This is a genomic window from Candidatus Zixiibacteriota bacterium (assembly GCA_021159005.1).
Taxonomy (GTDB): Bacteria; Zixibacteria; MSB-5A5; order UBA10806; family 4484-95; genus JAGGSN01.
In genome coordinates this window covers 1-12,309 of record JAGGSN010000082.1, presented here as the reverse complement: position 1 = coordinate 12,309, position 12,309 = coordinate 1, and the positions used below count along the sequence as shown (strand labels likewise).

Annotated in this window: 18 protein-coding genes; 2 read left to right on the top strand and 16 right to left on the bottom strand. The window is 48.6% G+C overall.

What is annotated here, in order from left to right; all coding sequences use genetic code 11:
• Positions 1 to 174 precede the first annotated feature (174 nt).
• On the bottom strand, positions 175 to 576 hold the full coding sequence (gene tnpA / locus J7K40_05505) for an IS200/IS605 family transposase (protein MCD6161853.1): 402 nt from the start codon (positions 574 to 576) through the stop codon (positions 175 to 177).
• Positions 577 to 614: 38 nt separating this feature from the next.
• On the opposite strand from tnpA, the gene J7K40_05500 reads away from it, so the two are divergent.
• A complete protein-coding gene (locus J7K40_05500) occupies positions 615 to 1,751 on the top strand; it encodes a transposase (protein MCD6161852.1) in 1,137 nt (378 codons plus the stop codon).
• Positions 1,752 to 2,410: 659 nt separating this feature from the next.
• Complete coding sequence (locus J7K40_05495) at positions 2,411 to 2,749, top strand: hypothetical protein (GenBank protein ID MCD6161851.1); 339 nt, start codon at positions 2,411 to 2,413, stop codon at positions 2,747 to 2,749.
• Positions 2,750 to 3,602: 853 nt separating this feature from the next.
• Here J7K40_05495 and J7K40_05490 read toward each other — a convergent pair.
• The 15 genes from J7K40_05490 to J7K40_05420 all read right to left on the bottom strand — a co-directional run.
• Positions 3,603 to 4,337, bottom strand: coding sequence for a site-specific DNA-methyltransferase (locus J7K40_05490; GenBank protein MCD6161850.1), 735 nt, complete (start codon positions 4,335 to 4,337; stop codon positions 3,603 to 3,605).
• Between the two features lie 46 nt (positions 4,338 to 4,383).
• Complete coding sequence (locus J7K40_05485; GenBank protein ID MCD6161849.1) at positions 4,384 to 5,166, bottom strand: site-specific DNA-methyltransferase; 783 nt, start codon at positions 5,164 to 5,166, stop codon at positions 4,384 to 4,386.
• Positions 5,163 to 5,366 (bottom strand): hypothetical protein, encoded by a 204-nt coding sequence (locus J7K40_05480; protein ID MCD6161848.1) that lies wholly within the window; start codon positions 5,364 to 5,366, stop codon positions 5,163 to 5,165. The genes J7K40_05485 and J7K40_05480 overlap by 4 nt, the downstream gene beginning before the upstream one ends.
• 4 nt (positions 5,367 to 5,370) lie before the next feature.
• On the bottom strand, positions 5,371 to 5,739 hold the full coding sequence (locus tag J7K40_05475; GenBank protein ID MCD6161847.1) for a hypothetical protein: 369 nt from the start codon (positions 5,737 to 5,739) through the stop codon (positions 5,371 to 5,373).
• Between the two features lie 51 nt (positions 5,740 to 5,790).
• Complete coding sequence (locus J7K40_05470) at positions 5,791 to 6,123, bottom strand: hypothetical protein (protein ID MCD6161846.1); 333 nt, start codon at positions 6,121 to 6,123, stop codon at positions 5,791 to 5,793.
• 525 nt (positions 6,124 to 6,648) lie between these two features.
• Complete coding sequence (locus J7K40_05465) at positions 6,649 to 7,092, bottom strand: hypothetical protein (GenBank protein ID MCD6161845.1); 444 nt, start codon at positions 7,090 to 7,092, stop codon at positions 6,649 to 6,651.
• A 3-nt stretch (positions 7,093 to 7,095) separates the two neighbouring features.
• Positions 7,096 to 7,602, bottom strand: coding sequence for a hypothetical protein (locus J7K40_05460; GenBank protein ID MCD6161844.1), 507 nt, complete (start codon positions 7,600 to 7,602; stop codon positions 7,096 to 7,098).
• Positions 7,584 to 8,129 (bottom strand): hypothetical protein, encoded by a 546-nt coding sequence (locus J7K40_05455; GenBank protein ID MCD6161843.1) that lies wholly within the window; start codon positions 8,127 to 8,129, stop codon positions 7,584 to 7,586. Before J7K40_05455 ends, J7K40_05460 begins: the two co-directional genes overlap by 19 nt.
• A gap of 2 nt (positions 8,130 to 8,131) precedes the next feature.
• Entirely contained in the window at positions 8,132 to 8,719 is a 588-nt protein-coding gene (locus J7K40_05450; GenBank protein ID MCD6161842.1) for a hypothetical protein, read from the bottom strand.
• A 220-nt stretch (positions 8,720 to 8,939) separates the two neighbouring features.
• Positions 8,940 to 9,332, bottom strand: a complete 393-nt coding sequence (locus tag J7K40_05445) for a CopG family transcriptional regulator (GenBank protein ID MCD6161841.1) — start codon at positions 9,330 to 9,332, stop codon at positions 8,940 to 8,942.
• A 322-nt stretch (positions 9,333 to 9,654) separates the two neighbouring features.
• Positions 9,655 to 10,059, bottom strand: a complete 405-nt coding sequence (locus J7K40_05440) for a hypothetical protein (GenBank protein ID MCD6161840.1) — start codon at positions 10,057 to 10,059, stop codon at positions 9,655 to 9,657.
• 29 nt (positions 10,060 to 10,088) lie between these two features.
• A complete protein-coding gene (locus J7K40_05435; GenBank protein ID MCD6161839.1) occupies positions 10,089 to 10,349 on the bottom strand; it encodes a DUF4325 domain-containing protein in 261 nt (86 codons plus the stop codon).
• Between the two features lie 146 nt (positions 10,350 to 10,495).
• On the bottom strand, positions 10,496 to 10,765 hold the full coding sequence (locus J7K40_05430) for a hypothetical protein (protein MCD6161838.1): 270 nt from the start codon (positions 10,763 to 10,765) through the stop codon (positions 10,496 to 10,498).
• 158 nt (positions 10,766 to 10,923) lie between these two features.
• The gene (locus J7K40_05425; protein MCD6161837.1) at positions 10,924 to 11,232 is read right to left on the bottom strand and encodes a hypothetical protein; all 309 of its coding nucleotides are present in this window, start codon (positions 11,230 to 11,232) and stop codon (positions 10,924 to 10,926) included.
• Between the two features lie 146 nt (positions 11,233 to 11,378).
• On the bottom strand, positions 11,379 to 12,309 hold a 931-nt coding region (locus tag J7K40_05420), incomplete at its 5' end, for a hypothetical protein (protein MCD6161836.1).

Below are 12,309 nucleotides of genomic sequence, written 5' to 3'. Positions count from 1 at the left end.
GTCGAAGCTTCAGAATCTCATTTCTGCCTGTAGTACACCTGCCTGCAGTACAGGTCAGATGCTCCCATCGCTGATCCTACCATAAACACCACCAGCAGTGCGGTCATTAGTATTCTTATAGTCTCCGCGGGAGAAGACCCCGCTACTTGTAGCGGGGATGAATCCCGCGCGTTTTTAATTATGTTCTACTCTTTCAATGTACCTCTTAATGGTTTCGATGCTAACTTCTCCAGCAGTACCGATGTAGTAGCTTCTCGACCATAGTCTCCCTTTCCGGAACTTCTTTCTCAGTACAGGAAAGTTTCTGAATAGTGACAGCCCGCTCGTTCCTTTTAGATATTTAACTACATCCGATAGTCTTTCTTTCGGTGGGATTCGGCTAATGAAGAGATGTATGTGATCCGGTCGTACTTCAATCGCTACCACACCCCATCCCTTTTTCTCTATCTGATTCCTGAAGAATGATTCGAGATATTCGGCTATATCATCCTTAAAAACCTTATATCGATATTTCGGGCAGAAAACAATATGATAGTTGGTGTGATATATCGATCCGCGAGTTGTTTCGACTTCCATAAACTATATATAGTGTGGCAGCGTACTTAAATATTGTGATGAGAAAGACTTTCAAATATCGGCTGTATCCAACGCGACACCAATCAGTTCTGCTCTTGCAGATTCTTTTTGCATGTAAGAACCTCTATAACATGATGCTTGCCGACAGAAAGAACGCGTATGATCGGTGTGGTATCGGGTTAACCTACTATCAGCAAGCAGAGCAGTTGAAACATCTCGGACTTGAAATATATTCACAGGTTGCGCAGGACGTGTTACGTCGCCTCGATAAAGCATTTCAGGCGTTCTTCAGACGTGTGAAAAGCGGCGAAACTCCCGGATACCCCAGATTCAGGGGGTATAACCGATATGACTCGTTCACGTACCCACAGTCCGGATTTAAGATCCTCTCCAATGATCGTCTCAAACTCTCAAAAATCGGGATCATCCGGATGTTCATGCACCGCGAGATCGAAGGCAAAGTCAAGACCTGCACCATTCGCCGCGACGGCGATCAGTGGTACGCGTGCTTCAGCACAGAACTCCCCGATACACCGAAGATCATCCCGCAGAACTCGGTCGGCGTGGACGTTGGCATCTCGTCTCTCGCAACGTTATCAGACGGCACGGCAATTGAGAACCCGAAGACCGCGTACAAATACGACGCGAAGCTCGTCAGAGCGCAGAAAAACCTCTCGCGGAAGAAGACCAGATCGCACAACTGGTACGAGCAGAAAAAACACGTTGCTCGCATTCATCAGAAGATAAGAAACATCAGAAACGACTATCTGCACAAAGTAAGTCGTTTCCTTGTAGATACTTACGACATCATAGTCATGGAAGACCTGCAGATACAGAACATGGTCAAGAACCATCATCTTGCCAGGTCGATCCACGATGCGGCTTGGGGGAAATTAACCGAATTTGTGGCTTACAAGGCAGAATGGGCTGGTAAGGCAAGCAAAAAAGTTAATCCGAGACGCACATCACAAGAATGTTGTATCTGCGGCAATATCCAGCCGATGCCGCTGTCGCAACGCACATACGTATGTGCATCCTGCGGCAACGTCATCGACCGTGATCACAACGCGGCGATAAACATTCGCAACAGATATGTAGGCACGGACTGTGTCGAATTTACGCCTGCGGAGACTACCGGTTTCGGGGTCGCTGAAGCAGGAAGCCCCGTATCTTGATGCGGGGAGGAAGTCACCCATCTTTTGATTTCTCCAGTTTCGTTGCGTCTGAGATAACTGCGTTCACGTAATCTCGGATCTCTTCTCGGGTTTTGATCCCTGTCTTTATGATTGCATCGTATACGTGGTCTCTTATATATACCTGAGGCAATTTTTGTGTCCTCCTGTGAATATTGGTGTTGACACCAACACTGTCAATGATGATGCAATCGTATATAAAAGTTTCTGCTGCGCACAAACTGCGCTAAAAAAGATAGTGTCTGGACTACTTATTGCTCGCCTTCTTTCACTTCCGCTCTTCCTTATCGATGGCAGTGGTGATTGCGATCCGAACGAATTCCAAAAGGTCGTATCTGGTATCGAAATCCAAAGATACGAGCCTATCGTACTGGTCTTCCCTGATATAAATTTGTGGCACGATTTGGTGATCTCCTGGTGTCGATGAGAGTGATAGTGATAGTATATGTCGAGCACAGTATTTAAGCTTTGTGTGTCGAAATGTTTATATACAGGAGAGATTAAAACAGACAGACGGTCAGGAGTTCAAATAGACTCTTATATCTCACGTCGCTCCAATTCCGATCCCGCGCGTCGTGCCATCGATTGACTGGTTCTTGGTTCGCTCCTGACCACTGCCTCTCCCTGACGAGGTGATGTAGATGCAAACGAACGACGAACTATCGATGCCAGAAGTAATCCGAAACGCGATATACCAACAGGAATGTTTTAAAGTATCGATTGATTTGTTTAACTTCCTGAAAAACATTGGTATGGACGCTTTCATCACATGGAAAGACGGATATTTCAATGATGACGGGACTGTTGGAGAGGATGCGCATGTTTGGGTGGTTGTGAACGTACTTGGTGTAATGATACCGCTCGAAACTCAATTATTCGGCATCCCTTCGCCAATTTTCGATTATTCCAATTACGATATGATGACAAACGACCGCGACGTCATCGAAAAAGAATATCTTCTCAATCTCGCCAAACCTTGAGAAGAGTGTCTGCGGAGAAGCGGGGACTCACGCGCACGCTGTTCTTATGAGTTGCCATTCAGTGACCCCGTTCGCACGGCTCACTTTTTTGATGTATCCTCTGGTGAACAGCGCCCGAGTGTGTCCATGCGGCAGTCCGAGTTCAGGAGCACGAAACTTGTCTTCGCCCGCGTGGTCGCAATGTGCTATGATCCTGTCAAGCGTCTTCTGATACACATGTTTTATTCTAGCAGCCATTGTATTACTTCCAGTATCTCTCTGTCCACGTCCATCGAACAGCAGCCCAACGGTGATCTAGTACTTCTTCGCATTCCATTTTGTGTAGTTGCATCAGCACTTCAAGGAGTGCGTACAGATCGGGGTACCCGTCGTCTTGGGCGGTGTCAATCGTCATCTCGTGTCCGTAGATCGGCGTCGCAGTTCCAGACGCTATTCCGAGTTTGTGGCAGTCTGGATGTCGATTTCTCGGATTCAACCACCAGATGTCGAGTTTTGGGTTGTTGTCCAGGCGCTCTATCCAATATTCAGCATTCCATCTCAAAGAATGCAATTTCGTTTCGTTAATTAGCTCGTCATAATTCGTCGAGAATGTGAAGAGGGTTATTTGATCACTTCCTTTGATTGTATCTACTATTCGCGCCAGTTCGTTTTTCCACGTCTCAAACCTCGTTTTGATCAGACACTTCGATCCAGTTCTTTTTAAATGTCTTGTAGTGGCAATAATGGGGGTTTAGATTAAAAACATCATCCACGTCATCGTATTTGACTGTGTAGAAATATTTTCCCGTCACTTTGCAGATCCTGCTAGATGACAGATTCTTGTAGTATTTACCGGTTTCAACTCTGTCCATATTTAATCTCCGTTTACAGTATTGTATATGAATTTTACTGAATCGTTAAGTGTCGCCTGGAAGAATCCGATCCGTTCCTTCGTTATGTCGCAGTATTTCTTTGATCGATCGATGCCGATGCAGTTGCGACCCAATTGTTTCGCGATGAGTAATGTTGTCCCGGTACCGCAGAAGGGGTCCAGGACCACATCTCCGACATACGAGAAAAGTTTGACACAGCGATACGGCAGCTCTTCGGAGAAAACCGCAGGATGCTCTTTATGCCGGGCACATGGCATCGACCACAGATCCACAACATACTTCATAAATTCGTCTCGGGTGATGTCAGATTCACCTTTCTTGATCTTCTTCCACTGATCTTTGAATCCTACGACGATGCCTTCGCATTGATGCCTCAACCACGGGCTGGACGCTGATTTAAAGGACCCCCATGCTGTGTCGTTACCACTGTTGCTCTGGTTCCATATAATTATATCCCTTATATTTAATCCATTTTTTAAGAACGCAGTCATCCACTCATGCATCACAAGTACTAATGCGTTATTGTGATTCATCGTAAAAGGTACGTTGCAGGCAAAACGCCCATCAGGTTTTAGTACACGTTTGAATTCCTTGCTTGCTGCATCGACCATGTAACTATACTCATCTTGACCTACGTCCTTCTCATATTCTTTGCCAACCCCATAAGGGGGCGATGTCACGATCAAATCAATTGAATCGTCTTCCAGCGTCTTCATCGCGTCTATCACGTCTCCACATATCAGCTTACAGGCAATCATGCTTTTACTCCAGTGGTGACACGTCTCCGAAATCGCTCAACGTTTTCTGTGCCGTATCCAGCATTGATTCATACATCTGTACATACGAAGGAAAAAGCTCAAAACCGATGCAGTTACGGTCAGTATTCTTGCATGCCAACAAAGTCGTTCCGGATCCCAGACATGAATCGTGTATCATATCGCCGGGGTTTGAGTATGTTTTGATCAAATACTCGATAAGTGCAAGCGGCTTTTGCGTTGGATGCATAGCAGGATGAGGTTTTGCGAAGTGCAGCACAGATCTTGGATATTTCTTTGTGTCACCGGTTCGGGCTGCACTGGGGTTCTTCGGAATGTTGTATTTGCCGTAGTTACTCGTCAGTGATCCACCTTCCTTGAACTTTGTGCCCATCCCGTGCAACGGCTCACCCTCCCAGAATTGTGGGTTGTAGGTCGGCAGCTTCGTGTAAAAAACGCAGATGTCTTCGTGTGACCTGAGTGGCATGATCGCTGCGTTCAGGAATCCGGTGGGTCGGTCTTTTTCCCAGATGATGTTGTACCTCCACATGCTTCGATTTGACATCATTAACTCGCAGGTAAAAAACCCTTGCCCGAAGAGGATGATTGCCGCGTTCTCCTTCGTGATCCGTCTATATTCCTGCCACAATCCGGGCAGCGGGAGGTTTGAATCCCAGTCGTTTCGAGTGACTTCAAAAGGTAGATCTGTGATGATCATATCCACGCTGCCAGTGGGGATGTCCGGTAGAAGATCCATGCAGTCTCCGATTATGTATTTCTGTTCTGTCATGTCTTTTTCTCCGTATCGCGTCTTCGTTTCTTCAACAGTTCGATTTCTGTCATTATCTCCGTTTGTACTGCAGTGTCAACCTGCCAGAAGCGATCAATGATCCGCCCAGTGAGCATGTCGAGCTGAAATAAACGGTGTTCGATGTATTCCGGATTTATCTCTTTTTGCTGATTTATACGCGATTGAACTTCTTGAAGCATGGCGTTATACCTCCAGCACCAGGTACCCTGCGTCTTCCGCGAGGGTCTTGCGGACATACCACACTTCGCCGATCCGGTATAAAAAGCCTTTGTGGATCAAATCCGACCACTTTGTGGCGTCCTTGATAAGCCCAGCCAGCCTGTACTCCGACCCGTTGCGTTCAACTTTTATCGTCAGGCGATTCTGTCGAAGTGCTTCCTTCTTCCTCCAGCGTTTCGTGATCTCCTGCTCGGCTTTGAACTTCTCCGCTTTCCAGCTTGCCTCCAGTGCCTGGACCCGGATTTCGAGGTAGTTCAGCTTTGCTTCGATCTTCTTGTTGTCCATGATTTTGACTCTTCTGTAACCATTCACCAGCGGCTGTATCAGGTTCAACGCGTTTCTCGCCCCGGAGTCGCATCGCCCGCTTACGGCGTGCTTTCTTGCTCAAAACTCATCAACCACCGTTTCAGCTGATTCTATCTCGATCTCAGCTTCGCGTAGCCGCTTTACTGCTGCAGCGATGTAGTTGATCAGAGATTCATGTTGTTCCAGCGTCAATGTGGTTCCTATGTACAACCGGGCAGGGGCTGTGACACCTATGAGATCACAGCGGGAATCACCACCGAGTTGTATGCAGCGTTGTATCGGAACACACCAGAACTTCGCTCCTGGTGTGTTCGTATATTCGGGCGGCAACTCAGGTTTCTGGAGAACGCCTGACCACTCGATAAGTGAAAAGTGGGAAGCGGTCTTCCGCCATGATAATATCGTCTTCATCTTGTATCACCATCATCGTCATCACCACGATCACATATAAGTCTTTCTGTCCGACACAAAGTTTATAATCACCCGCGGCGAACACACGGACATGATCGAGAGGAGCTCGTAGACACTATTACATGGGATGGCTAGATCCCCTATGCTCAGGAGTTAACATCGAATGCCGAGCATGAAAAGCAAGTGCAGTCTGCGGGCGGTTGCACACTCCTCTCGGTCGTACTATTAATACAGGATGAATATAATGAGCGAAAAATTAGTGATCCGGACACACGATGCGACCGGTGCGTACAGTTTCAAAAACGATATGCACAACCTCAACAAGACATGTCGAATAGAGGAGCGCCCGGATAACGACGAGACCGAATACTTGATCTTTCTCGGGTGATCCGGTCCGCCGCCGTTCCGTGACGTTGCATAAACACCGTTCCGCGAATATATCAGCGGCGTATTGATGTGCGCACAAAAGCACATCGACGCTGACAGAAAACGTTTTGTGCACGGGGAGATAAAAACCTACCGCTGTCACACATCGATTTCTTCTGTGATGTAGTTGAGAAAATCAATCTCTTCTGCGAGCCGTTTTTCGAGGTATTCGATTGTCGCGAGCAATGTGGCAATGATGACGATGCCATCCGAGTAAGTATCGCCGGGAGCAAGCACATAGAACTCATTAATTGCTTCAAACAGACCCTCGTTCACGGTGAATGTGACCGTCGGATCGCGTTCGACTTTCTGTTTAATCGAAAATGATGCACCAATGCAGGTTGTTGATAAGCGGACCGGGTACTCATATTCGACGAGCGTGGCAGTTGCATTGTATATCTCACGGAGACGCGCTATTGTATTCCGAAACATATTGATGCACTCTGCCTCCTCATCCGGATCCCAGCTCCGCGAATCTGGCTCCTCCCAGATGGTCGCGGGAAATATCTTGAGCATCTCTGCGATTTTTTCATATCGACGCATGTGTTACGCCCCCGATGCTTTCAGGAATTCGAGATGCAGTTTCTCAACACGAAGCGGAAATGAATGCATATACTGCACATCCTCATTCAGGAATTCGAGATGCTGTTTCTCTGCCGCGAGTTTCCCTTTCAGCACCTCCACTACACCCGATAGATAAGACACCACGTCTTTTCGCGGGGCGACATAATACTCTTTGCCACGGAGGTTGTTGACCATCGTTGTGATCTTCGGTGACAGTTTCACCGTTACACTGATGTGGTATCTCTCGGGAGGCTCGATCTGGACATCCGCATCGATTGTCTCGGTCGTGATAAAATCGACGGGGTACCCGTGCTCGATGAGCGTTTTCACCATCTCCGTAGCGTCCTCCATAACCCCGATCTGCATCTCTGTCTTCTTGATCGCGCGTTCCTGATCTTCAAGTGTCCAGTACTTTACGATGTCACCAGTTGTGACATTCATCGGGGTGCCGTCGCTGATCGCTTTATTGACTATTTCGTGTCGTTGCATTGATCGACTCCGGTCCGGCTTCCTTTGAAGACGTTGATGTTTATCGTCGTGCCGCTGCCAACGCAGATGTGCTCGTTTTCGTCTCGCAATTCGTCTTCGAGTTCCGCGATCATCCGATTCCTCTCGATAAGGGCAGCCTGATAATCAGCGGTCATCTGTCGCATAATGTTGAGCACCTCTTCTTTCTCTTTCTGCAATGCAGCGATACGCTCGACGTATTCCTGCGCGCCCTCACCACGGTTTTCGTTCGCATCATCCACTACCGACTTAAGCACTTCAACCGTGTGTTTCAGCTCTCCGATCTTCCTTCGCATGGTGATGATCTTCTCTTTCTGCTTTTCGATGAGGCTCTCGTATTTCTTGATGAAGTCTTCGATATTAACAGACTGGATTCGCGTCCGCTGCATATCGTCGTATTCCGCAAGAACGCGATGTATCACCCCACTAGGGGTCTCGTCTTCCGTAACCCGAAGTTCATGTAACCGACTGAGATCTGCGACACGTATCCTGACGGTCCGCGTCTTCATGATTAATGTCTCCTTATGTCTTTGTTGAGTCGCCCCATCGCGATAACTCTTGCGAGCAGCCGATCGAACTCGTCCTCGCGTATATCCTGTAACGCTATACCATACAGACCTTCTTTTTCGAGATTCTTCTTCAGCTCGCTGGCGTACACCACTCCTTTTGGATCATCTGACACAGTTGCGGTGATTGCGGAGTCGACTTTCGTTCTCACAGTCGCCCGGTCGAGTGTAGAGGTCGGACGATACGCGACAAAGATGCACTTTACTCGGGAATCCTCGACGCCTGTAACATAGACTGCCTCGAATGCAAGCCTCCAGCCATCGATCGTCAGCGCTTTGTAGAGGGCACTATCCTGTTTATTTAGTTTCTCTCGTCGAACCGGACCCAGTTTCCAGAGTTCGGTCAGCAGAAGGTCGCTTCCAATCTCGGCACAGGATAGGGCACTCGGGATCATGGAGCCGGCGTTTATGGCAGCCCACATCTCGCTGCCAATGTCAGCTTCCCGGAACTGTTCGATCTGTCCGCGGAAGCGCTTTGTGGCTTTGAACATTCTGTTTAGAGCTGTGGTGTATATAATTTCTTCAGATTTCATCTCACATTCCTCAATGATGATGGTGATGATGTTATCGTATTTAAATGTTTTGTGTGCTTATGGGAGGAAATGGAGGGGGTTTTCACCGCCGCATAGCGTTTTTCACAGAATCGACGATCTCCGGTCTTCGCACTGTCTAACATCTGTCAAAAAATCGTCGCTCTACGGGGCTCTATGACACGTTACAGCGAAAATGTGTCGCTCGATAGCGTTTTCTGACTCACAACGGTACAATCTCAAGCGACCCGTCTACGCTTTGGAGCATAATGAGCTTGTTGCACTTCGTCGCTTCCGTCTTTACCTGATAGAAGTTTATCGCTCTCCTGATGAATTCGGATACGGAAACTCCTTCTTCCTTTGCCATCTCCTCAAGCACATCTGCCGCTTTCGGAGTGAAGCGCATTGTATACTGCTTACGTTTGCTACCCGGTTTGCGGATGAGCTTCCATTTTTTGACGAAAGGATCGTGCTTCAACAGCCATCTGATGATGCCGAGTCCATCGTTGTGCTCGACCGGATCAGAATCGATGCCGTCGCTCCATGGGGGGTTTGGCTCGCCGTGCAAGATCTTCATCAGTTCATAAGTATCTTTTTTTTCTTTTTCTCCTGTCATAATATCGCCTCAAATTTAAAAAATAAATCCCTTTTTTCGCAGGTAGTCTTTGCGACCATTGGCTGCTTGATGTGTGCAACCGGGGAGAATCGTCCCCAGCTCCTGATCGATCATCCCGGATTTCACTGCATCAGTGAGAATGCGATCTTCCTTTGGCGTCCACTTCCGGTACGCTTGCGTGGCACCAACACACTTGTACTGGCTCACAGGATCACCTCGACCTCGTCGCATAACAACTCGAAGTCTTCCGGTGTATCTTTCTCGAACCGGACATCTAACATATCCAGGATGTATCGGACCCGCTCATTATCCATCATGTTTGTCATGGTACCGTGATCGTGTCGCCGTCGGGGAGATGGTGTATCGCGAAGACTGAGCCGTCTGGATCGACAATTATCTCACAATTGAATTCTTTCTCGACGCTGGTCTTCGTAACAGCGTACATCGCATACCACGCCTCTGCTTCGGGGAGGGTATTCCCCTCCTCGTCGTACGGACAAAAATTGACCATATCTGCCGCGATGTCATCAGGAATGTCGTGCGTCCCGAGCCATTTGTACCATGCCTTGTCCCATCTGTGCTCGAACTCCCCGACCGCTGTGAGCAGCCGGGATTCGATTTTCTCGTATTCGCTTTCGTCCATCGCCACGTCCTCGCGTATATCCTGTAACGCTATACCATACAGACCTTCTTTTTCGAGATTCTTCTTCAGCTCACTGGCGTACACCCCCCTCACTCTTCAGAGCGGGGAGAAAACTACTTAACTATATCAAGCATCTTTTTTACATTATCTGACATATTGATGCAATGAATATTATGATTATCATTTCTTAATCTGCGCAGAAATTGGTGCATGAAAGATCGACTCGCAGTATGTACGGCATCGAAATCGAGAACCACGTCAGTATTTTTTAATGAATCAATGTAATCAAATAATCTATCAGCAGAATGCCTCAATGCCAAATTGCGAGACACTGCATCTTTCATTTCTATTGTTGTGACTTCTTCACCGCTCATGCTGAACTCTCTACAGTCTCTTTTCGCGTTGTGTATGTCTTTCGCATGTTGGTGATGATGATGTCGGCATCGCACTTAAGCATTTCGATTCGTCGCGGAAAGGCGGAGGTGGGCAGTCTCCGCACCAAAATGCAGAGACTGCGCTCCTAACACCCAAAATGAATCTCGTCTCCTTCGGTCTCGATCTCTTCTTTCAGTTTGTCGATAACCCGATTGTATGGCGCAGGATCTCCGCGGGCACGGTGCATCTCAAGATGCTTGATCGCATCAGACCGCCTGGTGAATGAGACATCCTCGTTGCCGTTCATGGGGCATCCCATGCAGATGATCGTGTCCGTTTCGCTGTCGCCATACAGGTAAATGTCGCAGTACTCTTCATCGCCTTCCGGGAAGTGGTTTGCCATGCAATAACTCATCTCGCATCACCTCCAGTACACTCTCGGGTTCCCAGAAGGACGGCGCATTTTTATTTCCGGTTTCAGGGATTCTTCTTCTTCATCACCGAATGGTGGCACCGGCGCGTCGGGATGATCCGATGGCTGGTCCGGGTCCGGGTCGTAGCCTTCACACATCATTACGCCTCGATTATTTCATATCCCAATTTCCTGGCTTCGTCGACACGAACGAAAAATTCCCCGCCGAAGCGATGGAAGATTCCCGCTCGAATCGCGTTCCGGAATTTGATCGGGTCTGTGATCTCCTCGGCGAGGGCGTATACGTTTTGATTCTGGCGCACCCGGAGCGTTTTTCGTTCGGCTTCGAGGGCTCGTTTCTCTGCGGTGCGCTTGGCACGCTCGGCTTTTGCCTTCTGTCGATCTAACTCGTCCATCATTGTGAGGCGGTGTACCCGCTCCCCGAGATCGATGATCTTTTTTTCTCTCATAATTTTCCTCTGTTTTCAATACCACACCACGTTATCGACATGCATTCATGCCAGGTGACGATCTCCGACGATTATGTCGACGTCGTGGTGATGCACCAGCTTCTCTTTAATCTCGGTGACTGTGATTGTTTTCATGATCCGGCACCTCAAATCGTGCTCTCGTCGAAATCATCGTGCATGTCGAGCGTCTCTTCGGCTTCGAGGTCTTGTGTCAGCCAATCATCTTCTTCCTCTGCCGCGTGGTGCGCTCGCCTCTTTGCCTCTGCCATATCTCTTCTCGGGCGTTTCGATGCGCCGGCACTGATGAAGACCACATCTTCCAGAAACTTCTGCTTGAACCCGCCCTTCTTCGCGAGCTGAAGCTCGATCTTGTTGATGTGCTCCTTCTCTGCCAGCGCCTCTTTGAGTGCCCGGTCCTTCTCCTGCGCTTCCTTCTTCGCGTCGAGTTCGATTTGCCTCTGTATGGCGTCATGCTCCCGAGCGAGTCGCTTCTGTTCCGCATCGTGCTCGCGGTCCAGATGTTTGCTCACCGCTGCGATACGAGTCTGCTGGAGTTTTGCTATTGTACCGATGCAGGTCTCGTCACCCTCACAGCCATCGCGGATCTCATCAGCTATGTCCTTCATGCCGATGCTGCCGAACGAATTCAGAGTAGCCTGTCCGTCAGTCGGTACCAGTTTGGTCTCGATCTGGTTGGTAAGCGTTTTGACCTGTGCCCGAAGTTGCCCGATCTCATGAACCTGATCGTCGTACTTCGCCTGATGCCGTTCAAACTCCAATCGGAAGTCTTCCCGGATCTCCTTGTTTACACTCTGTGCGTGCTCAAGTTCGCTTGTGAGATCGTTCACCTGCCCCATGAGTGTGGGGACGGTTTCAATCAGTCGCTTCAATACCGCTGCGTCAGTTTCATCATCCTGCCGGAGCGCATCCAACGCGGGGCGAACACTCGCCGGGAGTTTAACATCAATCCGTTTTTTGTTGTCCCCATTGGGCGCAGGGGGTGGGGACACTTTGTCGGATTGTGGGGACACTTTGTCTACTGAAGGTGGGGACACTTTGTCGGATTGTGGGGACACT

What these genes read in the sequence shown, in the direction of transcription:
- tnpA (MCD6161853.1), bottom strand. Translation starts at nt 576, where the DNA reads ATGGAAGTCGAAACAACTCGCGGATCGATATATCACACCAACTATCAT.
- J7K40_05495 (MCD6161851.1), top strand. Translation starts at nt 2,411, where the DNA reads ATGCAAACGAACGACGAACTATCGATGCCAGAAGTAATCCGAAACGCG.
- J7K40_05430 (MCD6161838.1), bottom strand. Translation starts at nt 10,765, where the DNA reads ATGAGTTATTGCATGGCAAACCACTTCCCGGAAGGCGATGAAGAGTAC.
- J7K40_05465 (MCD6161845.1), bottom strand. Translation starts at nt 7,092, where the DNA reads ATGCGTCGATATGAAAAAATCGCAGAGATGCTCAAGATATTTCCCGCG.
- J7K40_05450 (MCD6161842.1), bottom strand. Translation starts at nt 8,719, where the DNA reads ATGAAATCTGAAGAAATTATATACACCACAGCTCTAAACAGAATGTTC.
- J7K40_05435 (MCD6161839.1), bottom strand. Translation starts at nt 10,349, where the DNA reads ATGAGCGGTGAAGAAGTCACAACAATAGAAATGAAAGATGCAGTGTCT.
- J7K40_05480 (MCD6161848.1), bottom strand. Translation starts at nt 5,366, where the DNA reads ATGCTTCAAGAAGTTCAATCGCGTATAAATCAGCAAAAAGAGATAAAT.
- J7K40_05500 (MCD6161852.1), top strand. Translation starts at nt 615, where the DNA reads ATGAGAAAGACTTTCAAATATCGGCTGTATCCAACGCGACACCAATCA.
- J7K40_05485 (MCD6161849.1), bottom strand. Translation starts at nt 5,166, where the DNA reads ATGACAGAACAGAAATACATAATCGGAGACTGCATGGATCTTCTACCG.
- J7K40_05490 (MCD6161850.1), bottom strand. Translation starts at nt 4,337, where the DNA reads ATGAAGACGCTGGAAGACGATTCAATTGATTTGATCGTGACATCGCCC.
- J7K40_05425 (MCD6161837.1), bottom strand. Translation starts at nt 11,232, where the DNA reads ATGAGAGAAAAAAAGATCATCGATCTCGGGGAGCGGGTACACCGCCTC.
- J7K40_05470 (MCD6161846.1), bottom strand. Translation starts at nt 6,123, where the DNA reads ATGAAGACGATATTATCATGGCGGAAGACCGCTTCCCACTTTTCACTT.
- J7K40_05455 (MCD6161843.1), bottom strand. Translation starts at nt 8,129, where the DNA reads ATGAAGACGCGGACCGTCAGGATACGTGTCGCAGATCTCAGTCGGTTA.
- J7K40_05445 (MCD6161841.1), bottom strand. Translation starts at nt 9,332, where the DNA reads ATGACAGGAGAAAAAGAAAAAAAAGATACTTATGAACTGATGAAGATC.
- J7K40_05460 (MCD6161844.1), bottom strand. Translation starts at nt 7,602, where the DNA reads ATGCAACGACACGAAATAGTCAATAAAGCGATCAGCGACGGCACCCCG.